Genomic DNA, 22025 nt, shown 5'->3' with positions numbered 1-22025 from the left:
CGCGTGACGACGGCGCCGCTCGAGCGTGGGCGCTGGCCGGCAGGTTACGACGGCATCTCCGGCGACAGGCGGTCGTGCGCCCAGAGCACCGCCTCCGTATACAACGCGGAGAGCGCCGCATCCCCGCCGAGCGAGTCCACGACCGCCCAGTCGCCGCTGTCGTAGGCGTCGGCCAGACGGAGCGTCTCGGCATGGACTCCCGTCCGGTTCAGGAGCGCCGCGCGTACGTCGTCGCTCACCGGCAGGCGGTCGAGCACCTGATCCATGGGGAGGCCCAGCAGCGTATCCATGCGGCTGAGCAACCCCACCAGGAAGCGCGGTCCAGGGTCGCCGTTGGCACCGCGCGCCGTGACCAATTCGCAGAACCGTCCGCGCACGAGGGCCTGCAGGACGGCCTCATGGGCCACGGCGCTGCGGCTGCTGACGCTCACCGCCAGCATGACGAGCATCCAGCGCGACAGCGCCTCACGGCCCACGACGCGGAGGGCATAGGGAATGGAGTCCACCCCCCGCCCGCCGAACGACGCCGAGTTGACGAGGCGCAGGAGCGACAGGGAGAGCGACGGGTGACTACGAAACGCCTCGTCCAGCGCCGCTTCGGGGGTCTCCGGCTTGTTCAGCAAGGCCATGATCTGGAAGATCGCCGCCTGGTGCACGTTGACGGTGCGCCCTCCGAGCGTCTCCGGCCGACTGTACACGTACCCCTGAAAGAGCGTGCACCCCAGTGCGCGCATCGCCGACAGCATCTCGTGCGACTCCACCCGTTCCGCCAGCACCACGAGGCCGCGCGCCAGCAGGCCCCGGATCATGGGGGCCAGCGCCTGCGGGTCGCGGTCCAGCACGTCCACCTTCACGATCGTCGCGAATGGCAACAGGACGTCCAGGGACGCCCGTCCGTCGTAGTCATCGAGCGCCAGGGTGTACCCCTCGGCCACCGCTGCCTCGCAGGCCGCCACAACGGCCGGCGTCCCGTCGATCGTTTCCAGCAATTCGAGCACCACCGTGCGCGGGTCGAAAATCTTGTGCAGTCCTCCCAGCAGGTGCTCTTCGGTCATGTTCACGAAGGCCGTCGTTCCCCCCGCCAGTCGCTCCAGGCCGATGGACAGCATCGCGTGGAGGGCGGTATCCCCGCACATGAGGGGCTGGGACGGCGGACCCTCGTGAGCGTGCGTCGCCTCGCGGGTAGCCCGGTACAGCAGTTCGTAGGCTACGCGGGTGTCCTGGGCGTCGAAGATCGGCTGGCGGGCAACAAAGACCTGCTGTACCGGGGTGGGCGTCGTCACGTCGACGGTGGTGGACGGCATCGACCAAGAAGGGGCTAGGGGAACGCGAGCCGCACCCCGGCGTACGAAGCGGTGGCGCGGCACTCCTGTTTTCGACTATCGTCTTCCACATGGCGCAACTTCACTTTCGGCGCGGCGGAATCCTCCACTTCGGGGCCACGCCCCTGCTGGGGTTGGTCTTGCTGATCGGGTGTCGCGAGTCGCGTCCGGCAGACGACGCCACCGATTCATCGCTCGCGCGCGACCTTACGCTGGCGGCATCGGCCACCTCGACCGTCGCCATCGGCGATACCGCGGTGTCCAGCCCCACTCTCTCGGGGCCGGCGCCAGTCACGGCCAGCGCCTCGAGTCCGCAACGGGCGCCGGCCCCCGCCGCGGCGCCGCCGCGTCCCGTGCCTCAGCCCCTGCCACAGCCGAAGCCGCCGGCCGGGGCGCCCGCGCCGGCCGCCGCCGAACCATCGCCGGTGGACAGCGGCAGAGTGGCCGACACGCCGGCACCCGCCGGGCGCGGGCGCACGCTGGCGGCGGGCACCGAGCTGTCCGGCGTCACCCGGGAGGCCATCTGTACCATGACGTATCGCCGCGGTGATCGCCTCGTCGTGTCGCTGGGGCGCGAGGTCACCGCCCCCGATGGCGTCACCCTCATGGCCGGAACGCCGGTGCTGGTCGAAGTCACGCAGGTGGATTCCCTCAACGGCGAGGTGCAGTTCCGGCTCCGCGGGCTGCAGCTCAACGGCGAATTCATTCCCGCCGAGGGCTCGGTACGCGTCACCGCATCCAGCGTCACCGATCGGCAGGTCTCCACGGGTGGCAGCGACAAGGGCAAAGTCATCACCGGGGCCATCATCGGCGGCATCATGGGGCGGGTCATGGGAGGAGGCACGCGCGGCGCCATTATCGGTGCGGCCGGAGGCGCTGCCGCCGGGACGGTCATGGCCGCCCGCGCCCGAACCACCGAGCGATGCCTCGCCCCAGGCGCTACCTTGACCGCCACTCTCTCAGCGTCGGTGTCGCTGCCGCCCGCCCCATGAGTCGTTGCCGGGTTCCCCTCCGCCGTCTCTACTAAGTGATCGACGTTTCCGGGTACACGAAGCTCTACGGCGACACCGTGGCGGTGCAGTCGCTTTCGTTTCAGGTGGCACCCGGAGATGTGCTGGGGCTGGTGGGGCCAAACGGTGCCGGCAAGACCACCACCTTGCGCGCCCTGGCGGGCATCCTGCAGCCCACCTCGGGGCGCATCGCCATCGACGGCATCGACCTGCAGCGTGATCCCGTGGCCGCCAAGGCCCGCCTCGCGTTCATCCCTGATGAACCGCAGCTGTTCGACTACCTCACCGTGACCGAACACCTGCAGTTCGTGGCGCGCCTCTACGGCGTACACGACGCGGCGCCGCAAATTCCGCGGCTGCTCGAGGAACTCGAACTCACCGGCAAGCGCGATGCCCTCCCGCCCGAGCTGTCGCGCGGCATGAAGCAGAAGCTGGCGATCGCCTGCGGCCTGCTGCATCGGCCGGCCGCGCTGCTGCTCGACGAACCACTCACCGGCCTCGACCCCGTGGGCATTCGTCGCATGAAGGAGACCATCACGGCGCGGGCGCGCGAAGGCACGGCCGTCATTCTCAGCTCCCACCTCCTGCACCTGGTCGAGGAGCTCTGCACGCGCCTCCTCGTCATCCGACGCGGGCAAATGGTCGCACTGGGCACCATCGCCGAGATCGTCGCCGAACGCCCTGCACTGGCCGGCCGCACGCTGGAGGAGATCTTCATCGCGCTCACCGGCGATACCGCGAGCACCGACCTCTCCGCCGCGTGATCGACGAGCGCGAGCGTCACCCCGCTCCCGCGGCGGCCCTGCTGTTCCTGTATGCACGCAGCTTCATGAACCGGGTGCGCTCCCAGGCGGCGCGAATCCGGAACCCGCGCTACATCATCGCCGTCGTACTCGGCGTGCTGTATCTGTACTGGGCGCTCTTTCGCAACACGCAGGCAAACGGGACGTCGCTCACGCAGCTGCTGCGTTCCGACAGCACGGTGGTCCTCGTGAGTACCCTGGTACTGCTGTCGTCGGCGCGCTGGTGGATCTTTGGCGCCGATCGCAGTGTGCTCGCCTTCACGCTGCCCGAAGTGCAGTTCCTGTTCCCCGCCCCCATCAGCCGGCGTGGTCTCGTACACACGAAGCTGCTGCGCATGCAGCTGGCCATCTTCGTGAACACGATCGTCTTCAGCGTCATCTTCCGCGGCAACGCCAGTGACCTGGCCACCTGGGAGCGCGCGCTGGGGTGGTGGCTGCTCTTCTCCACGCTCTCCATGCACCGCGTGGGGGCGTCGATCGTGCGCGCGAGCGCCGTCGAGCACGGCCGTGCCGGGTGGCGACGTGTGCTGGTTCCCGCCACCATCTTCGCGGGACTCGTCGGTGCCGTGGTCTACGGGATCGTGACGGCCATCCCCGAACTGCGTGGTGCCGGCGATGGCGGCATCATGGAGATCGTGCGGACACTCACCGACGCGCTGCAGTCGCCCATTCCGGCGGCTGCCCTGTTTCCGGTACGCCTGCTCATCGACCCCATCGTACGCGCCGGCACGCCCGCGTGGTCACTGGCGCTCCTCTGGGGTGGGCTCATCGCGCTGGGGCATTATCTGTGGCTCGTGCGTCTCGATACCGCCTTCGAGGAGGCGGCGCTGGAGGCCACACAGCACCGGGCCGAACGGCTGGAGCGATTCCGCGCGTCGCAAATGGGGCAGGCGCGATCCCGAAAGGGCAAGCTGGTCTCGGTACCTGCGCTCGCGCTGCATGGACGTCCGGAAGTGGCGATCGCCTGGAAGAATGTCGCGGCAGCGCTGCGCGGTGGCTCCTGGAAGAGCCAACTGATCGCGTTCGTGGTCGGGCTGTCCGTGCTCGCCGTGGTCACCCGTCAGGCGTCGCCGCGCGCCGGTGATGCCTTCATGGGGGTGGCCATCGGGTGGGGCGCCATGCTGCTGTTCATTGGCCCCCTCTGGATGCGCTTCGATCTGCGGCTCGACCTCCCGCGGCTCGCCGTCCTCAAGACCTACCCGCTCGACGGGTGGCGCATTGTCGCGGCCGAAATCGCGGCCGTGACCATCCTGCACTCCATCACCATCTGGGCGTTGCTGCTGGTGCCGGTGGTCATGTTCCTGCAGGACCCGGGATTGCTGGTGCAAAGCGGCGCCACCGCGCCCATGCTCGTCTCCGTCATGGTGGGCGTGCCGGCGTTCAACGCGCTCATGTTCACAATCCAGAACGGTACGGCGCTGTTGTTCCCTGCCTGGGTACGCCTCGGCACCGAAAGTCGCGGCTTCGAAACCATGGGCCAGAACCTGCTCACCACCGCGGCGACCACGCTGGTGGCCGCGGTCGCGCTGGTCTTTCCGGTGGGCGCCGGCGCACTCGTGCTCTGGCTGGCCAACGACTGGGGCGGCTGGTCAGTCCTCGCCGGCACGATGGTCGCGGCAACGATCATCGCCGTGGAGCTGTGGCCCGTCCTGCACTGGCTGGGCACGGTGTTCGAGCAGACGGATGTGAACGAGGTGGCGCCGGCCGCCTGAGACCGTGTGCTCTCCCCTTCCGGGGCGACGGTCAGGTGCCTAACCTGCGAGGGTAGCTGGTACCCCCGCGCCTGAGACGGTTTCTGCCGATGTCCGCTGACGAATTCGATCCCACCGACGACACGCCCACGTCCGACGAAAGCGAGGCTCGCCCCGCGGTCTTCGTGACAACGCGCGAGCCCGTGTCGGTGAGTATCGCCCAGCTTGACGATCCGCGGGCGCCCGAATCGTCGGCGCTCGCCGCGTACATCGACGGCCGCATGGTGGCCCGCAGCGCCATGCCGGCCGAGGCAATTGCGCGCCTCGTCGAGTTGCGGCTCTTCGATGAGCCGGTGCCGCTCGGCCTCTTCGCATACGAAGAGGCCCCGGGGCTGCAATGCCGGCTCTTTGCCCTCGTGCCGCGCTCACTGCTCGAGGCCGACGTGCACAACGCCGAGCCGTGGAAGGAAAGCGTGCCCAGCTATGAGGCGTCGCTCGGCGGCGGCGCCGGCGACGATGACGAGGACGACGAGGAGGACGACGAGGACGAGGAGGGAGAGGAGACACCCTTCGAAACGATCCTGCTCGGCCATATCGTGCGATTCGCCAGGGATCGTCGCCACCCGGATGATCTGGCAGCGGAGGCCGTGGACATCCTGCAACGCATCATTCACGGCGCCGAGTCGCTGGAAGATGCCGATCGCAAGGCCATCGACGACCTGCTCGGTTCGCTCTGAGCAGAGGCCCGACACGACACAGCGGCGGGGCGCAGGATGGTCTCGACGCCACGATGAATGTGCAGACAGGGAACACATTCCGCGCGCGTCCGTCCATTCACTGTGCGTCGTGCGCGTCCCCGAGGCTACGCACGTCGGCATCGAGCGGCGCCAGTGGTGCGAGCACAGACTCCACCCCGGCGCGCGCTCCCAGCTTGCGTGCGGTCACCAGCACCCGCGTTTCGAGACTGCCGAGGGCGCGGTTGTAGCTCGTCACAGCGCGCTGCAGTCCCTTGCCGAGTTCCGTCAACTGGTCATCAAACACGGCCAGGCGATCATGCAGCTCACGCCCCAACAGCGCGACCTGCTCCGCTTCTTCAGCGACCCGCTCCTGACGCCATCCGTAGGCGGCTGCCTTGAGCAGGGCGATGAGCGTCGTCGGCGTGGCCAACAGCACGCGCTCACCCAGCGCGCTTTCCAGCAGGGTCGGGTCGGCATCGAGCGCCGCCGCGAAGAACGCCTCGCCGGGGAGAAACAGCACCACGAAGTCGGGCGCGTCGGGGAACTGTGCCCAGTAACGCTTCGCGCTGAGCTTCTGCACGTGATTCTTGACCTGCGCGGCATGCTCGCTCAACCGCGCCGCACGTGTCCGCTCGTCGGCAGCAGCCGACGCCTCCAGATACGCGCTGAGGGGGGCCTTCGCGTCGACCACCAGCCGACGCGCCCCCGGCAATCGCACGACGAGATCGGGGCGTAGCGCGCCGTCGTCTCCCCGCACGGTGACCTGCGGTTCGAAGTCACAGTACGCCAGCATGCCGGCCAGCTCGCACACTCGACGGAGCTGCAATTCCCCCCACTGCCCACGCACCGTTGGCGCGCGGAGCGCCTGCGACAGCTGCTGCGTTTCGCGCCGCAACTGCTCACCGGAGAGCACGACCGATTCGAGGCGCTCGCCGATCTGTCCGGCGATCTGTGCCTGCGCGCGCCCGAGCTGTCCGAGCGCATCGTCGTAGCGCGTCAGCGTGTCGCGAATGGGCGCGAGCAACTCCGCCACATTGCCGTGGCGCGCCGTGAGCGCCGCTTCCGCCTCGTGGCGGGCCAGCTGCTCGCGCAGCACGGTTTCCTCCGACCGCGCCCTGGCCTGGGCCTCACTCAGCGCACGCGCCTGCTCCGCCCGGGCCACGCGCCGGGTCACGGTCCAGGCCACGAGCGCGCCCAGCAGCGCGCCCGCGGCAACCAACAACAGTGCGGTCAGGATATCCATGGGCATGCAGTCTACACGCCGGGCTGACAAATGCCGCACCACGCGGGAGCGACCTCAGCGACGCGGCCGCTGCTTCTCCGACACCGACTTGATGACCAGCAGGCGCTCCCGCTTCTCGTCGATCGGTTTGGGGGCCATGGCGACCGCCGCCTCCACGAGCATCTGCAGGTGCTCGTCGTCGAACTGCGCCAGCGACGCGATGCGCACCCCGCGCACCGCGCTCCCCGTCCCGTGCAGCAGGTTGAACGGATCATCCACCGCCGCGCCGTGCATGAGGAACAGGGTGACCCACCGCGGATACACGGCCACCGACAGCACCGCGTCGGCGGCACGCGTCGTGGGCCCGAAGCTTACCACCAGGGCATGATAGTTGTCGTAGACCAACTCGATCGCACCGGGGACGAAGCACCGGGCACGGTCGAGCACCGCGCGCGCGTGCGCGGCAATCTCCGGGGCGAACTTGTCGAGGTACGTATCGAGCTGGTGCTGGGCAGTGGGCATTACGACGGCATCTTCGACCGGGGAGGGAATCACGCCGGGAAGAGGCCCTCGATGGACAGATACCGCTCCCCGGTGTCGTAGCAGAACGTAAGCACGCGCGCACCATCCGGCATCTCCGCCGCCGTCTGCGCCACGGCGGCCAGCGAGGCCCCACTCGAAATGCCGATGAACAGCCCCTCCTCCCGCGCCGCCCGCTGGGCGTAGGTGAACGCGTCCTCCTCACTCACCAACACGGTGCCGTTCAACGTCGCCAGACGCAGGTTGCCCGGAATGAACCCCGGCCCCACGCCCTGAATGCGGTGCGGGCTGGGCGCGCCCCCGCTGATGACCGCGCTCTTCGCGGGCTCAACGGCCAGGGTCTGCAGCGAGGGCCACTGCGCCTTGAGCACATCACTCACGGCGGTAATGTGCCCACCGGTTCCCACCCCCGTGATGAGGTAGTCGAAGCCCTCCGGGAAGTCGGCCACGATCTCCCGGGCGGTCGTGTCGGCATGCGCCTGCACATTGGCCGGATTGTCGAACTGCGACGGCATCCACGCGCCGGGGGTCTGCGCCACCAGCTCGTGCGCGCGGGCAATGGCCCCCTTCATGCCTTTTTCGCGCGGCGTGAGGTCGAAGGTGGCGCCGTACGCGGCCATGATGCGCCGCCGCTCGATGCTCATGCTTTCCGGCATCACGAGCACGAGCCGGTAGCCCTTCACCGCCGCCACCATGGCCAGACCGATCCCGGTGTTCCCCGATGTGGGTTCGATGATCACGCTTTCCCGCGTGAGCACGCCCCGTTGCTCGGCATCCTCGATCATCGCCAGGGCAATGCGATCCTTGATGCTGCCGCCGGGATTCGCACGCTCCAGCTTCATCCACACCTCGATCCGAGCATCGAACAGGCGTTGCAACCGCACATGCGGCGTGTGGCCGATCGTCTCCAGAATGCTGCGTGCCTTCATCACCCGGTCCCGCGTCGAAGGTGGCCCGTCAGATGTGGAACTCCAATCCATCATCGCCGCCGCGCTGCTCGACACGGCTGCTGAACTGCACCACACTGCGCGGCGGCACCGAGGTGGTGAGCCACACGTTGCCGCCGATCACCGACCCTTCGCCGACCACCGTATCGCCCCCCAGGATCGTGGCATTGGCGTAGATCACCACGTCGTGGCCGATCGTCGGATGCCGCTTGCGGTTCGCCAGCTTCTTACTCACGGCCAGCGCCCCCAGCGTGACGCCCTGATACAGGCGCACCCGATCACCAATCTCACTCGTCTCGCCGATCACCACGCCGGTGCCATGGTCGATGGCAAACCCGGTGCCGATACGCGCCCCGGGGTGAATGTCGATGCCGGTTTCCCGGTGGGACCACTCCGACAGCACACGCGGAAACAACGGCACGTCGAGCAGGTACAGCTCGTGCGCCACCCGGTGTACCGCCGTGGCCAGAAAGCCCGGATACGCCACGATGACCTCCTCGAGGCTCTCTGCCGCCGGGTCGCCGCGCAGGATGGCCTCGGCATCCAGCACCAGCGCGGCGTGCACCGCAGGCAGCCGCGACAGCACGGTGTCCACCACGCCCTCGGCGTGGGGCACCAGCGGCGTGATCGCGGCCCGCAGCAGCGCTTCCAGATGCGCCGCCTCGTCGTCCACGTCGAGGGCGCCCAGCCGCGATGGATGCGCGAACTGCGGGAACAGCAGCGCGAGCGTGCGAAAGGCGAACTCTTCGGCCAGCGCCCGCAATGGGCGCGGTGCGTCGCACGCCTGACGCTCGGCCTTGCGTGCCGCCAGGAAATCGCGCCACGACGGGGACTCGTTCTGCATGGTCACGCCGACGTCTCAATGTGTTCCAGTGCCGACACACGGTCGCGTGCCGCCTGTGTCACGTAGCACTGCATACCGATGGCCAATAGCCCCGCCTCCTGCATGACGTCGCGGTACCACCGCGCCGGCTTCGGCGCCGGCCAGTCGGTATCCCCCTCGAACGCGTCCTCGCGCGCGAAGAGCTCGAGGTAGGCCACCCCCCCGGTGCGGCGCGCCACCTGCGCCACCCCGCGGGTGAGTGCGACGGCGTCGAGGTAGTTCAGCATGCCACAGCAGATCACGAGATCGTATGCGTCCCGCAGGGCCAGCGTGTCGAGCGACTCGATCCCCCCCAGCTGCAGGCGGCGACGCGCACCGTGGCGGGCCACGGCATACTCGCTGGGATCCACACCATCGTAGTGCACCGACGGACGATGCCGACGCAGCGCGGCGCGCCATTGCCCTTCACCACATCCCACATCGAGCACGGTACGCACAGGGCGCCCCAGCACGAACTCCGCCGTGCGCAGCACGAAAGCGGCCTGACGCGCCAACTCCGCCGCCGATTTCACGCGGTGCCGCGGATGACGATACCACTTGTCGAAGTAGGCCTCGTCGTACGCCTTGGCAAGACGCGTCGTGCTCACAACATGCCCCAGAAGCTGCGATCGATGTCGACGTTGAAGCGCCACGTCCCGCCACGCAGTCCGCGCGCGACATCCACACGCACCAGGTCGTAGAAGAAGAGCGCGCCGAGTCCCACGGACCCGTACCCACCGGCCGCGCGCGGCGTACGCAGCGCTGGCCCGTCACTCTGCGGCGTGATGAGGAACGACGGGTCACCGGCATCAAAGACGCGCGTGCGCGCGGTGACGAGCAGCTGCGCATACGGCGCCAGCACCACGCGCGGCGGGCTCTTGCCGAATCGCCCCAGCGGAATCGACGGCCCCCACACCGGCAGGCGCCACTCCACGCGCTGCGAGGCCATGGCCCCCGACGAGAACGACAGGTAATCGTATCCCGGCGCCGACCATGGGCCGCCGGCAAACAGCCGCCACTGCGGCGGCACGACCTGCCCCCCCCCGAGACCGGCGAAGCTCTGGAAGAAGAGCGCCTGATCATGGGGAAGCGGCCTGGTTATCTGCAGCAGTCCCTGCACCCGGCCCACCACGGGCTCCACGGTGCGCGTCTCTGCTTCGAGCACGGTGGAGCGCGTGGTGGTGAAGCGCCCGCGGTAAGCTCCCGCGCTGGCCGACATCTGCCATGTTCCACGCCACCCCATCGGCTCGGCGGCAACCCATCCCCCACTTCCGCGCACCTCGGCGCGAGCACCCGTGAGCGGCCAGGCCTTGAGCGTTGGTTCGAAGCGTCCGCGGAGCGGGCCCGACGACCAGACGTCGGTGGCGCGATCTCTCTCGGCCGCCACGCGCCACGTGAACCGGCTGGCGGGATGCGTACGCCATTGCACACCGGCGGCCCACATGTCCACCTGGTTCGTGTAGTCGCCGCCGAACAGTCCCGCCGCCAGGGAGTTCGCCACCCCCGAGCGTTCGGCGAGGGCGAGATCGCGGTACTCGCGCTCCACGAACAGCTGCCACGGGGGAACGCGCCCGAACGTCGGCACGCGCGCCAGACTGAGCTGCCCCTTGAGCTGCTCGTCGCTGAACCCCACGCGGACGCGCGCCTGCAGCAGGAGCCCCGAGCGCGTCGTGTGGGCGCCGCCGATGCCAAGCGCGAGTCCTTCAACGCGTGAGTAGCGCGCGAAGTCGCTGAGGCCGCGCCCGCTCACCGAGCCCGTGGCGGGACGCACCAGCATGGCGGCGCGCACGGCGTTTTCCGCCTCCACGCGCGCGCGCACCACCTCCTCGCTGCTCGCCATCTGGATCTCGGGAGGCAGGGCGTCCACGACCCGCCCTTCGAAGGGGTGCGCCCGCAGCGAATCCCGCGGCGCCGAGCTCCATCGTGGCAGCAGCATGGTTTCGGGGGGGATGCGCTCGTTCACGTCGTAGTTGGCAATCTCCCACCGGCCCCGCACGATGCCGCGCGCCGGAATGTCGAACCAGGTGCTGCCGCGCGACACTTCCACTTCCTGACGGCGCGGCAGCCAGTACTTCTCGCGCACGAGGCCGTTCTCGAGCGTCACCACCAGGGTCTCGATGCGTTTGTCGAGAATGGCAGCGCGCGTGAAGGTCATGGACAGGCGAACCACCGCCGCCGTTTCGCGGTCGAGGTACACCGAACCGATCGCGCCGGGCAACGTGCCGTCGCGCGGACGGAACTTCACCTCGTCCACCAGAATGTCGCGCCCTGGCAAGCCGATGCGCACCGCGCTTCCCATGGTGTACTCGTACTGCTGCGGCGCCGTGGCTCCCAGCGGATGCGCCACATCGCGCACATCCTGTCCGTCACCCAGACGAATGCGATCGGGCAGGTTGTCAAGCACCACCCCGTAGCGATCGCGGTAGTAGCCCACATCGGCGGGCAGCAGCGTGGTATCTCGGCGTCCCACCAGGCGCTGCGCACTGCGCCCCGGCTGCCACCACGAGATCCTGAGGGCGAGCTGCTCACTCTGTACCACGCGCGGCGGGATCACCACGCCCTCACCAAGCTGCGCCAGAAACGCGAGGAATCCGCGGGCGTCCGCCTGGTAGCTGAGCAGGGTGCTGTCGGCCAGTTGCCGTCCGCGCAGCGCGATGGCGCGCGCCACCAGCGAATCGGCGGCCGGGTCACGCCAGACGCCGCCGGCAACGCGCGAGGACCGCGCCGCCCCCGCCTCCTGCGCCTCGGCCGCGAGCGCTGGCGCGAGCGCTGGCGCGACGACCGCGAGGACACCGGCCAGCAGCGCACATCGCGCCCCGCCTGCTCGCGCGCCGGCCAGCGAGACACGGTGCGCGGGAAGCTTCGGGTCACACATTCACGGAGTCGACGCGGAGGATGAGGGCGCGAGCAGCAGCCAGCCGCGCAGTCGGGCAACGGGGCGAGTCGGGTCGTGCGGCATGATCGCAAGATAGGCCCAGCCGTAGCGCCAGTTGGAGTCCGGGCGCAGGGTGGAGGGGCCGGGGGTTCGCGGCGCCCGAAAGGCTCGCCGTCCCACGATGCGGGCGGTGACCGGAGTGAGCATGCCCGACGGGCCGGCCAGCTGGACCCGCACCGCCTTGCCCAGCGCGGGGGCCGCCCACATGGCGCTGAAGTGCACGGCCAGCAGGGTGTCCGTGCGGCCACCTGCGATCACACTTTCGACGCGCGGACGTGGTCCGCTGGTGGCCAGCGACGTGGCGGTGAACTCCGCATCAGGGAACAGCTGCGCCCCGCGAAAGCGGGTTACGATCCACGCATCGAGACGGTCACTCCCCCCGTTCGCGGGCCCCGTCGCCGGCAGGATCAGGCTACCCCAGAGGAGCGCCCCGGAGAGCCGTCGCCGGATCATCGTCGCGAAAGGGTGAGGCCGGGCGCCACCACGTCCAGTCCCTCGCGCAGCGCGGCATCCTCGCGCACGGCGTACCGCAGCAGGGCTTCGCTCTCGCGTTGCACTTCGAGCACCCGCACCATCGCCATCCGCGTGGTCACGGCCAGCCACTCCGCGTAGGCGGCGCGCGCCGTGGCCTGCCGACCCGCGCGCCGACTCCGGGGAGCCGGTGCCATGATCGTGATGGAATCACGCAGGTGCGATTCCAGCAGCGGCAACGGACGATTGGCCCACCCGTGACGCAGGGCGCGCATGGCCAGCGTATCCGCCACCACCTGTGCCCGGCGCGATACCGACGCGCTCCAGCCGACCGGCACCCCGGCCGGATCGGCTCGCGATGCGTCATCCAGCAGCACATCGGGCGCGAGGCCGCCGCGGGCCGCCACCCCCTTGCCCGTGCGTCGCTCCAGCGCCACGCCGCGCGACGTGAGCCACCGCGCCGTGGTCAGCCGCACCGCCAGCTCCGGCGACAACCGGACCACGCGTTGCACGAGCCCCTTGCCGTACGTCGGGGCGCCCACGAGCAGCGCACGCCCGTGATCCTGCAGCGCGGCCGCAATGACCTCCGCCGCGCTCGCCGTGCGGCCATCGACCAGCACGGTGAGCGGGAGCTCACTCCAGCGCGAATGCCGCACCCGGTACGGCTGCACGTCGGCACCGCCGCGTCCCATCAGCGAGGACACGAGCGCGCCGCGCGGCAGGAACAGGCCGGCCGCGCGCACCCCGTCCTCGAAGAGTCCGCCCGCGTTGCCACGCAGATCGAGCACCAGCGCCTGCGCGCCGCGGTGGCGCAGACCGTCCACCACCTCCTCGAGTTCGTCGGCGGCACCGGCAGAGATCGTCGCGAGCCGCACGTATCCCACCGAATCGGCCAGCATGCCCTGCTCACTCACGGCCGGCATGTGCCACGCGCCGCGCTGCACGCTCACGTCCACGGTGTCGCCGTGCGGCGCGCGCCAGAGGGTGAGTCGCACCTGCTGCGCGGAGAGGCGCGTACTGTCGCCGACGCGTGCGTTGGTGTCGCGCACCGCCGAGACCGGGACACCGTCGGCCGCCAGAATGCGATCGCCCGCGCGCACGCCGGCCGCCAGTGCCGGTGACCCCAGGGCGACACGGGTCACCCGATAGCGGTCCCCGTCCCGTCGCAAGACGAGTCCGATCCCCTGCCCCGTTCCCTGGAGCGTCCCCTGGTAGCGGGCATAGCCGTCGGGTCGCAGCAGCGCCGCGTAGGGATCCTGCAACTCCCGCAACATCCCCGAGACGGCGCGGCGGATCAGTTCGTCGCTGGGCAGGGAATCGAGCGCGTTGGCGCGAACCGAATCAATGGCCGTAGACAGCAGGCGCGCATCCGCCCATTCGTCGCGCGCCCGGGTGGCCTCGCGTTCGTACCGGATACCGCCCGCGAACGCACCGCCGATCGCCACGACGGCGAGCGGAACAAGAACCATCGGGTGGGTGACGCGGCGCAGCGACATCGCGGGAGCACTCGTGACACGGAACCGGAGGGCGGAAATCGCTCATTGATTCCGCGCGGGAACCTCTACATACCAAACGCACGACGCGGAGATCCGTCAACCGCACGATGGGCGGCGGCCGCGTGTGAGGATAGCTTGTGACGATGCATGATGCTGCCGAAGCCGTGATCGAGGAAGGCTACGTTTCCGAAAAGGCGCCGCCGCCAAGTCAGGCGCTGAGCGGGCTGCTGCTGCTGCTGTGCGCGGCGGTGGCCCTCGTTTGGGCCAACTCGTCGGCGCAGGCCAGCTATCACGGGCTCCTCCGTGCCGAGGTCGCCGGGTGGTCGGCGCTGCACGTCATCAATGACGGCCTCATGACCGTCTTCTTCCTGCTCGTCGGCCTCGAAATCAAGTATGAGCTGCAGGAAGGGGCGCTCTCCTCGGTGCGCAAGGCCGCGCTGCCGGTGGTTGGCGCCGCCGGCGGCATGCTCCTCCCCGCCGCCATCTACGCGCTCGTGGCCATGGGCACCCCGGCCGCTCGCGGCTGGGGCATTCCCATGGCCACCGACATTGCCTTTGCCCTGGGCATCGTCGCCCTGCTCGGCAATCGCGTCCCCGCCGCCCTCCGCATCTTCCTGGCCGCGCTTGCCATTGCCGACGACATTGGCGCCGTACTCGTGATCGCGGTGTTCTACACCCCCAGCGTCGCCACCCTCGCGCTGGCCGCCATCGTGGTCATCATGCTGGTGCTTTTCTGGCTCAACAAGCGACAGGTGCACGCCGTGTGGCCGTACCTGCTGGGTGGGCTGCTGCTCTGGATCGCCGTGTACAAGTCCGGGGTGCACGCCAGCATTGCCGGCGTCCTGCTGGCCTTCACCATTCCGTCGCGCGGCGAGCACAGTGTGCAGCACCGCATCGAACAGGTGTTGGCACGCCCGGTCAACTTCGGCATCGTGCCCATCTTCGCGCTGGCCAACGCCGGCGTGACGCTGCCGGCCGACGTGGCCGCATTCGCCACACAGCCCGCGGTCACGGCTACCATGCTCGGGCTGCTCATCGGCAAGCCACTGGGCATCTTCGGCGCGGCATGGCTTGCCGTGAAGGTGCGCTGGGCGGAACTCCCCGCCGACTGCACCTGGGGCGGCCTCTTCGGCGTGGCCATTCTCGGCGGCATCGGCTTCACCATGGCGCTGTTCATCGCGGGCCTGGCCTTTGGGGAGAGCCCCCAGCTCGATGCCGCCAAGATCGGCGTGCTGTGCGGCTCCCTGCTGACCGGCAGCCTCGGTGCGGCCGTACTCATGCGACAGGCGCGTCGGTCCGCAGCGGTGTCGGCGGGCGCTGTGGGATGATGCCGGCGCGGCGATGAGCCGCAGGGGAGTGGTCATGATCGTCCGCGTTGGCTCGCCGCAAGTGTCCGCAATTCCGGACAGCGAAGCCGGTCGTTCCGCACCAGTCAATCACGGGTACGCGCTCCCACGCGACGCGTAACCGGTTGAAACGACAGACTCTTGCCCTCGCACGGGCGGGTCGCGCACCCCAACGGCCGGCGACCGGTCCCGCATGGCATTGCCAATGCGCTACGGACGAGCACCTGTCACCACGAGGACACCATGACTGTGCATCGTTCGACCCGCGTCGTTCCCGCGTCCACCGCAGGCCGTTCCCGTCTCCTGCGTGCGGCCAGTGCGTTGGCCGCCACGACACTGCTCGCTGCCGCCACGGCGCACGCCGCCACCGCGCACGCGGCGCCGGTGGACCGACAGCTGTTCACCTGGACCGGGCGTGTAGACCGCGAGGTGTTCATCACCATGCGCGGGCGTGATGTGCGGACGCGCGGCATCGATGCGGGAATGCCCAACCGCGCGCGCGTCAACGAAGGGTTGCCACGCAATCGCGGAGATGTGGTGGTGCGTCTGCTCGACGGTCGCGGGGATGTGCGCGTGGTGGAGCAACCTTCCGCTCGCAACGGCTTCACCACGACTATCCGCATTGCCGACCCGCGCGGCGGCGCCGACAGTTATCGGGTGGTCGCCTTCTGGCAGGGCGACGACTGGAACGACGGGCGTAATGACGGGCGCGACCGTGACCGTGATCGTAACCGTGACCGTGATCGTGATCGTGATGATCGCTGGGAGCGCGACGACTGCCGCCCGGGCAACAACGGCCGCGGCTGGGGGTGGGGTCGTGGCGGGCGCCGCGACGACTGCGACGACCGGTCGAGGCGCGACAACGACGCGCGTGACCGCAACGATCGCGGGGGATGGGACGATCGCGACGACCGCGACGACCGCGGCCTGCTGCGGTGGAGCGGCCGCGTCGACGACGTGGTCGAACTGCGCATCAACGGCCGCCGCGTGGAGGCCATCACCCGCAGCGGGCGCCGAGTGGAGGACGTGAACAGCAGCGTGCGAGGCAATGGCCTGCCGGCTCGCGATCTCACCATCACGGTCGATCGTCACAGCGGCCGTGGCAACGTACAGGTTGTGCAGCAGCCGTCGGCCTGGAACAACTTTACCGCCGTCATCCGCATCTACGACCCGCAGGGCGGCGCCAGCTTTTACGACTTCAGCGCGTTCTGGAACTGATCGCGCGACGGTCACGTGAACGACGGGACGGTTTCCCGTCGCAACAACACAGCGGCCCCCCGGAAAGTCGCTCCGGGGGGCCGCCGTGTCTCGCGTGGAGCGTCGTCAGCGATCGAGCAGCACGAACGCGCGCAGCGGCGCCCCGCCCACGTTGTTGTCGGCCGCCACGATCGTACGCACCGTGTTGGCCGCCAGCGCGAGCGACGCCACGTTGATGGCCACGGCGGCAGCACGACCCGCCGGCGGCGTGCCCGCCGGCACCACGCGCACCTGGTAGGTGCCGGCGTTGACGGCGAGGTACGCTGACGCACTCCGCACCGTCACGTTGGTGAGTGTGGGCGTGGCGGCCGCCAGGTCGGCACCCGGCGCGGTGACGAACACATCCACGGCGCCCGCGGTGGGGCTCAGGTGCACCACACGCACCCGCGCCTGCGTGGCCGACAGGGCGTTGTCATCGGTGGTGATGTAGCTGCCGATGGCCGACGCGCCGGCGCCGCCGGTGGCATAGATCGTCTGATCCTGTCCGCCGGTTACCGTGAAGCCGATCGTGGACACCACGGTATTGGTGTCGGCCGTACGCCGCAGCACGAGCGTGCGACTCCCCGCGAGAATGGGCGAGTAGTTACCCGTGTTGGGCGCCGCGAGCGTAATGGGCGTGCTCTGGGTGTAAGTCAGGTTCACCCCGAACGGGACATTCTCCAGAATCGCGTTCACCCGCCCGCGCGTGGTATCGGTGATCACGTTCACGAAGCGCACGCGCCCCGTGGGTCCGGTGGGGGCCAGCGGGTCGGCGGCGTCGGTGGTGCCGCAGGCAGCCAGCGCCGCGGTCAGGGACACCATCGCCGTCATCAGCACGGGACGGAAAGACTTCATCATGGCAGGTCTGTTCATGGTGAGCGGCCTCACGGCTGGCAGCCGGTGGGGAACGACGTCGGCTCCGTCGGGTCGGCTGGCACATTCGGGTTGGCATTGCGATCGCCGATGGCGTACGGCAGCCAGCACCGCTGACCGTCCAGCGGCACGCTCGGCGCCGCGACCGGACCGCGCACCGCGTTGCGACGGCGGGCGTCTTCCCAGCGCAGCCCGGTTCCGAACAGCTCGTAGCGACGCTGCACGTAGATCTCGTCGAGCAGTTGCGCCTGCGTGAGCGAGCCCGTGAGCGGAGTCAGGCACGCCTTGGGATCATCCAACCCGCGGCCGCCGGTGCAGTCGGTGCGCACCGAGTCGAGCGCCGCCTGCGCCGCCGCAGGCTGCCCCTGCAGCGCCAGCCCTTCGGCCTTGATCAGCAACGCCTCGTCGGGGAAGTACACCGGCAACGGCGCCTGCGCATTGGCATAGCGGTTCCAGTTGTCCAGCAGCGCGCCGACACGCCCGGAGAGCGTGGTGGACGGCGCCACGAACCACGTGAAGCGCTGATCGCCCGCCGCCATCCCGGTCCGCCACTGCCGGCGCGGCGCAATGCCGTTCGTTCCACCGGTGACATTCGCGTAGAAGTTCACCGTGGGAGCCGGGAACTGCAGCAGCGAGAATGCCGTCGGCCCACTGCGCGGCACGAGGTTGGCGAACGTCACCGCATTGCCATGATCGTTCGCCATCCGCGCATACCGCGCGCGGAACAGCTGGATCATGCCGTTGAGGTTCACCCCCGGGGTGAGGATGCTGCCGGTGAAGAACGCACTCGGCGGGGTGCCCGTGATCTGCGCGTTCGCCGAGTCGAGCAGCGCCCGCACGTAGGGCAGCGCCTCCGCGCGCGTCACGTACTGCGGCGTCGTCTGGCCGAACGTGTTGATCGGCACGCGCTGGTAGCTCTGCAGCGCCTCGCCAATGGCTTCTGCCTTGAGCGCCTGCGCCAGCGCGATCAGACCGCTGCGCGTACCCGGGTCGAACTGCGACGACAGCGCGTTGGCGCCTGCCAGCAGGTCGTCGGCGGTACGCACGGTGCGATACACCGAGTTGAACACGTTGTCGGCAATGCCGGTACCGGGTGCCACGGCGCCCTGTTCGGCATCGCTGATGGATATGAGCGCGGCGCTGGTGGAGGCAAACTCGTCGGTCACAAGACCGGCCATGTACGCGAAGTTGCCGTACGAGGCGGCGAAGCGCCCCTGCAGCCCTGTCGCGAGTGCGATCACGCCGTCGGCGCTCGTGGTGACCTGCACTTCCGTGGGGGAGTTCGGGTTCTGCAGGTCGAGGCTGCAGGCACCCAGCACCAGGGAAGCAAGCGCGGTGGAGAGCACCGCGCGCGAAGATGTCATGCGCATGAGGTGGAGTCTCCGGTTGTCAGTAGGTGAAGCGGGCGCTGAGCGACCACGTGCGCGGAATGGGATACCCGCCGAAGTCGAAACCACGGTCGGCCGCCGTCGTCTGCCCGCTACCCACACCGCCGGCATTCGTACCGAACAGGTTGATCTCGGGATCGTAGCCGCTGTACTTCGTCCACACCGCGAGGTTGCGGCCGGACAGCGTGAGGTCCACCCCTTCCTTGAAGACGCGGCGCAACGGCGCCCACTCCACCGCGTAGGTGGCCGAGAGCTCGCGCAGCTTCACGAAGCTGCCGTCTTCCACCCAGTATTCGAAGATCCCCTGCGTGCGGGCGTTGAACCCCGGCGCCGACTTCCGCGGGTCGCCGTACGGCAGCAGCTCGTTCTCGAACGTCTTCGAGTTGCTCGCAATGCCGGCGTTCTGCGCGCGCGTGGAGAGATTCATCACGTCGTTGCCGAACACACCGTCCAGCAGCACGCGCACCCGCAGCTTGCGGCCGATCGTGAACTCGTTGAGCAACGAGCCCATCCACGCCGGATTCGGATCGCCGATCACGGCGTTGAGCGAGTCATTGCAGGTCCCGTTGCTGATTGCGCGGCGCTGCGCGAGCGTGGCGCCCATGTCGGCCGCCTGGTTGCTGCGCCGGTAGCGCCCGAGCGAGTCCACCAGCAGCCTGCCCGTCACGCAGTCGCGCGCCGCGTACGACCCATAGAACACACCGGCCGGCTCACCCACACGGATGCGGTTGGGATACCCGCCGGCCGACTGGAAGTCCTGGATGTTCAGGCTCTCCACAAGATTGCGGTTGCGCGTGTAGGTGACCGTCGATTCCCACTTGAGGTTCTTGCGGTCCACATTCACCGTGCGCACCAGCAGCTCCACGCCCTTGTTGCTCATCGAGCCGATGGGCGCGAACTGGCGCGAGAACCCGGTGCTGGTGGCCAGCGGACGGAAGAAGAGCAGGTCGTTCACCTGCCGGTCGTAGTAGGTGGCTTCCACGCCCACCTTGCCGTTCAGGAATCCGGCCTCGGCGCCCACTTCGGCCTCGCGCGCGCGCTCGTTGCGCAGCGTGGGGTTGCCGAAGGTCACGTCGTTCACGAAGCCCGGACGTCCGGCGAAGGGGAGCTGCGCAAACGTGATGTACTGCGAGTAGGCGTTCACGATGCCCGGCTGCGACCCCGCCCAGCCGAGGGCCGTGCGCAGGCGCAGGCTGTTCACGAGACCGGGGCGATTCTCCAACGCCACGTAGGACAACGACAGCTTGGGGAACGCCTGCCAGCGCTCACTGGGGGCAAAGGTGCTGGAGGCGTCGTAGCGCACCGCACCCGTGAAGAAGAGGCGGTTGTTCCAATCCACTTCCTGCTGCGCATAGAACCCGAGGGTGCGCAGCTCGATGTCCGTCTGGCCGGCGGCGAACACCGAGCCGGCGCTCACCAGCTCACCCACCGGGGCGAGGCCGTTGGCCGTGGCCACGGTGGTGCGCAGCCGCTGCGAGGTGTAGTTGAAGCCAGCCGTGGTGCGCATGCCGAAGTCGTCGCCCAGACGCCACGAGTACGAGCCCACACCGTCCTGGTTGATGACGCGCGTATCCTGGAACACCGACTGCGACCGGCCGGTCGCCAACGGGCTCGTGCCCAGCACCGCGTTGCGCGGCACGAACTGGCGCTGCTCGAAACTCGAGTTGTCCACGCCCAGCGTGTAATCGAGCAGCAGGTTGCTGCGCGGCGTCCAGGTGAGCTTCGTGCTGCCGATGAAGCGGTTGATCGTCTGCGGATTGCGGATGCGATCGATAGCGAGCAGCGGGTTGGTGCCCAGCGACGGCGGCAGCGGATACACGCCGTTGACCGGGCGGAAGTTCACGTTCGTGGGGGCAAAGAAGAGCGACCCCATGATGCCGTAGTCGTTCTGTTCGCCGAACGCCTGGAACTGGTTGTTCGTGGTCACGAAGTTCGACGTGACGTTGGCCACCAGGTTGCTCGCCAGCTGCTGCTGGAGATTGATGCGCGCGCCCGTGCGCTGCGAGCTGGTGGAACGCAGAATCCCCTGGTCATCGGCGTAGTTGCCGCTGATGAAGTAGCGGGTCTGGTCGTTGCCGCCTTCGATCGTGAGATTCTGCTCCGAGCTGGGCGAGCGGCGGAAGATGTCGTCCTGATAGTTGAAGCGCGACACCGGCAGGCCGTTCACATCGAACGGGTACAGGTTGAACGGCTGCTGTTCGCGCAGTTCGTTGATCCCGTAGCGGGTGTTGAGCGAGAAGCGCGGCTTGCCGATGCTGCCGCGCTTTGTGAAGATCTGCACCACGCCGTTGTTGGCGCGCGAGCCGTACAGCGCCGCTGCCGCCGCGCCACGAATCACTTCCACCCGCTCGATGTCCTGCGGGTTGAGATCGGCCAGGCGGTTCTGCGGATTCGAGCGGCCACCGAGGTCGGCCAGCTGTCCCGAGCCGTTGTCCACGATCACGCCGTCGATGATGTACAGCGGGTCGGACCCAGAAATGAAGGAGTTGGTGCCGCGCAGGCGCACCGAAATGCCGCCACCACCCGGGCCACCTGAGTTCTGTGAGATCTGCGCGCCGGCGATCTTACCCTGCAGCGCCTGGTCCACCGTCACCGCCTGCGCCCGGCTGATCATGGTACTGTCGAGCGAGGCAATGCTCGTACCCACCTTGCGCTTCTCGGTCGGTGCGGCGGAGCCGGTCACCACGATTTCGCTCAGGTTGACGGCGCTCACCGTGAGCGTGACATCGAGCGTCGCGGTGCCGCCGGCGGTCACGGTCACGGCGCGCGTCACCGGCTGGTAGCCGATCCGGCGGAACACCACGGTGCGCGGGCCGGTGGGCGCCCCCACAAGGGTGAAGTCACCGCTGGCATTGGTCACGGCGCCTATGCGGGTGCCGGTCACGAGCAACTGCACGTCGGCCAGCGGGCGGCCGGTCGCGCCGTCGGTCACACGGCCACGCACAGTGCCCGTGGGGGCGACCGCCTGCGCAGCAAGAAGGGCCGGTACTCCGGCTACGGGTATGGTCAACAGGGCGCCTTGAACAGCCAGGCGGCCCAGAACCGATCGGAAGAGCATGCACACACTCCGAGGAGGGGGGCACTCGTCGGGACGGAACTGCAGAACGAGTTGTGTGCGGACGCTAGTTGGCCCCGGCAGTCACAGC

Annotated in this window: 18 protein-coding genes; 6 read left to right on the top strand and 12 right to left on the bottom strand. The window is 69.0% G+C overall.

Features of this window, described 5'->3' with window-relative positions; all coding sequences use genetic code 11:
- Positions 1–44 precede the first annotated feature (44 nt).
- On the bottom strand, positions 45–1304 hold the full coding sequence (locus O9271_RS04515) for an HDOD domain-containing protein (RefSeq protein ID WP_298266455.1): 1260 nt from the start codon (positions 1302–1304) through the stop codon (positions 45–47).
- Between the two features lie 89 nt (positions 1305–1393).
- On the opposite strand from O9271_RS04515, the gene O9271_RS04510 reads away from it, so the two are divergent.
- The 4 genes from O9271_RS04510 to O9271_RS04495 all read left to right on the top strand — a co-directional run bounded on the left by O9271_RS04510 (position 1394) and on the right by O9271_RS04495 (position 5563).
- Complete coding sequence (locus O9271_RS04510) at positions 1394–2314, top strand: hypothetical protein (RefSeq protein ID WP_298266453.1); 921 nt, start codon at positions 1394–1396, stop codon at positions 2312–2314.
- A 35-nt stretch (positions 2315–2349) separates the two neighbouring features.
- Positions 2350–3096: an ABC transporter ATP-binding protein gene (locus tag O9271_RS04505; protein ID WP_298266451.1), complete on the top strand. Its 747-nt coding sequence runs from the start codon at positions 2350–2352 to the stop codon at positions 3094–3096.
- Positions 3093–4847 carry a putative ABC exporter domain-containing protein gene (locus tag O9271_RS04500; protein ID WP_298266449.1) on the top strand — a complete coding sequence of 585 codons (1755 nt, stop codon included), beginning with the start codon at positions 3093–3095 and terminating at the stop codon, positions 4845–4847. Before O9271_RS04505 ends, O9271_RS04500 begins: the two co-directional genes overlap by 4 nt.
- A gap of 89 nt (positions 4848–4936) precedes the next feature.
- Positions 4937–5563: a hypothetical protein gene (locus tag O9271_RS04495; protein ID WP_298266447.1), complete on the top strand. Its 627-nt coding sequence runs from the start codon at positions 4937–4939 to the stop codon at positions 5561–5563.
- Positions 5564–5660: 97 nt separating this feature from the next.
- Here the strand turns inward: O9271_RS04495 and O9271_RS04490 are convergent, their stop codons facing one another.
- Genes O9271_RS04490 through O9271_RS04455 form a run of 8 tightly spaced genes read right to left on the bottom strand, consistent with a single transcriptional unit; the run spans position 5661 to position 14036 of the window.
- Positions 5661–6806 carry a DNA recombination protein RmuC gene (locus tag O9271_RS04490; RefSeq protein ID WP_298266445.1) on the bottom strand — a complete coding sequence of 382 codons (1146 nt, stop codon included), beginning with the start codon at positions 6804–6806 and terminating at the stop codon, positions 5661–5663.
- A 54-nt stretch (positions 6807–6860) separates the two neighbouring features.
- Positions 6861–7340, bottom strand: a complete 480-nt coding sequence (locus O9271_RS04485) for a hypothetical protein (RefSeq protein WP_298266443.1) — start codon at positions 7338–7340, stop codon at positions 6861–6863.
- The gene (gene cysK / locus O9271_RS04480) at positions 7337–8254 is read right to left on the bottom strand and encodes a cysteine synthase A (protein ID WP_298266441.1); all 918 of its coding nucleotides are present in this window, start codon (positions 8252–8254) and stop codon (positions 7337–7339) included. The genes O9271_RS04485 and cysK overlap by 4 nt, the downstream gene beginning before the upstream one ends.
- Before the next feature lie 28 nt (positions 8255–8282).
- Positions 8283–9116, bottom strand: coding sequence for a serine O-acetyltransferase EpsC (epsC, locus tag O9271_RS04475; RefSeq protein ID WP_298267233.1), 834 nt, complete (start codon positions 9114–9116; stop codon positions 8283–8285).
- A gap of 2 nt (positions 9117–9118) precedes the next feature.
- Positions 9119–9742, bottom strand: coding sequence for a class I SAM-dependent methyltransferase (locus O9271_RS04470; RefSeq protein WP_298266439.1), 624 nt, complete (start codon positions 9740–9742; stop codon positions 9119–9121).
- Positions 9739–12009: a hypothetical protein gene (locus tag O9271_RS04465; RefSeq protein ID WP_298266437.1), complete on the bottom strand. Its 2271-nt coding sequence runs from the start codon at positions 12007–12009 to the stop codon at positions 9739–9741. The genes O9271_RS04470 and O9271_RS04465 overlap by 4 nt, the downstream gene beginning before the upstream one ends.
- Positions 12010–12522 (bottom strand): hypothetical protein, encoded by a 513-nt coding sequence (locus O9271_RS04460; protein ID WP_298266435.1) that lies wholly within the window; start codon positions 12520–12522, stop codon positions 12010–12012. It abuts the gene before it with no gap.
- Positions 12519–14036 carry a S41 family peptidase gene (locus tag O9271_RS04455; RefSeq protein WP_298266433.1) on the bottom strand — a complete coding sequence of 506 codons (1518 nt, stop codon included), beginning with the start codon at positions 14034–14036 and terminating at the stop codon, positions 12519–12521. The genes O9271_RS04460 and O9271_RS04455 overlap by 4 nt, the downstream gene beginning before the upstream one ends.
- Positions 14037–14179: 143 nt before the next feature.
- On the opposite strand from O9271_RS04455, the gene nhaA reads away from it, so the two are divergent.
- Positions 14180–15364, top strand: coding sequence for a Na+/H+ antiporter NhaA (gene nhaA, locus O9271_RS04450; RefSeq protein ID WP_298266431.1), 1185 nt, complete (start codon positions 14180–14182; stop codon positions 15362–15364).
- 261 nt (positions 15365–15625) lie between these two features.
- On the top strand, positions 15626–16600 hold the full coding sequence (locus O9271_RS04445) for a hypothetical protein (RefSeq protein WP_298266429.1): 975 nt from the start codon (positions 15626–15628) through the stop codon (positions 16598–16600).
- Positions 16601–16705: 105 nt separating this feature from the next.
- Here the strand turns inward: O9271_RS04445 and O9271_RS04440 are convergent, their stop codons facing one another.
- Genes O9271_RS04440 through O9271_RS04430 form a run of 3 tightly spaced genes read right to left on the bottom strand, consistent with a single transcriptional unit; the run spans position 16706 to position 21937 of the window.
- Entirely contained in the window at positions 16706–17476 is a 771-nt protein-coding gene (locus O9271_RS04440) for a DUF4397 domain-containing protein (protein WP_298266427.1), read from the bottom strand.
- 26 nt (positions 17477–17502) lie between these two features.
- Entirely contained in the window at positions 17503–18861 is a 1359-nt protein-coding gene (locus tag O9271_RS04435) for a RagB/SusD family nutrient uptake outer membrane protein (protein ID WP_298266425.1), read from the bottom strand.
- 19 nt (positions 18862–18880) lie between these two features.
- On the bottom strand, positions 18881–21937 hold the full coding sequence (locus O9271_RS04430; protein WP_298266423.1) for a TonB-dependent receptor: 3057 nt from the start codon (positions 21935–21937) through the stop codon (positions 18881–18883).
- Positions 21938–22025 lie beyond the last annotated feature (88 nt).

The sequence above is a fragment of the Gemmatimonas sp. genome, assembly GCF_027531815.1.
Lineage (GTDB): Bacteria > Gemmatimonadota > Gemmatimonadetes > Gemmatimonadales > Gemmatimonadaceae > Gemmatimonas.
Note: the sequence above shows the minus strand (reverse complement) of the source record. Positions and strands in the feature narration are given on the sequence as shown.

Bases quoted from the DNA above. Each gene is read 5' to 3' on its own strand.
- O9271_RS04495 (WP_298266447.1), top strand. From the start codon at position 4,937: ATGTCCGCTGACGAATTCGATCCCACCGACGACACGCCCACGTCCGAC.
- O9271_RS04460 (WP_298266435.1), bottom strand. From the start codon at position 12,522: ATGATCCGGCGACGGCTCTCCGGGGCGCTCCTCTGGGGTAGCCTGATC.
- O9271_RS04435 (WP_298266425.1), bottom strand. From the start codon at position 18,861: ATGCGCATGACATCTTCGCGCGCGGTGCTCTCCACCGCGCTTGCTTCC.
- O9271_RS04440 (WP_298266427.1), bottom strand. From the start codon at position 17,476: ATGATGAAGTCTTTCCGTCCCGTGCTGATGACGGCGATGGTGTCCCTG.
- O9271_RS04430 (WP_298266423.1), bottom strand. From the start codon at position 21,937: ATGCTCTTCCGATCGGTTCTGGGCCGCCTGGCTGTTCAAGGCGCCCTG.
- O9271_RS04515 (WP_298266455.1), bottom strand. From the start codon at position 1,304: ATGCCGTCCACCACCGTCGACGTGACGACGCCCACCCCGGTACAGCAG.
- cysK (WP_298266441.1), bottom strand. From the start codon at position 8,254: ATGAAGGCACGCAGCATTCTGGAGACGATCGGCCACACGCCGCATGTG.
- O9271_RS04445 (WP_298266429.1), top strand. From the start codon at position 15,626: ATGACTGTGCATCGTTCGACCCGCGTCGTTCCCGCGTCCACCGCAGGC.
- O9271_RS04510 (WP_298266453.1), top strand. From the start codon at position 1,394: ATGGCGCAACTTCACTTTCGGCGCGGCGGAATCCTCCACTTCGGGGCC.
- nhaA (WP_298266431.1), top strand. From the start codon at position 14,180: ATGCATGATGCTGCCGAAGCCGTGATCGAGGAAGGCTACGTTTCCGAA.
- O9271_RS04465 (WP_298266437.1), bottom strand. From the start codon at position 12,009: ATGTGTGACCCGAAGCTTCCCGCGCACCGTGTCTCGCTGGCCGGCGCG.
- O9271_RS04455 (WP_298266433.1), bottom strand. From the start codon at position 14,036: ATGTCGCTGCGCCGCGTCACCCACCCGATGGTTCTTGTTCCGCTCGCC.
- O9271_RS04490 (WP_298266445.1), bottom strand. From the start codon at position 6,806: ATGGATATCCTGACCGCACTGTTGTTGGTTGCCGCGGGCGCGCTGCTG.
- epsC (WP_298267233.1), bottom strand. From the start codon at position 9,116: ATGCAGAACGAGTCCCCGTCGTGGCGCGATTTCCTGGCGGCACGCAAG.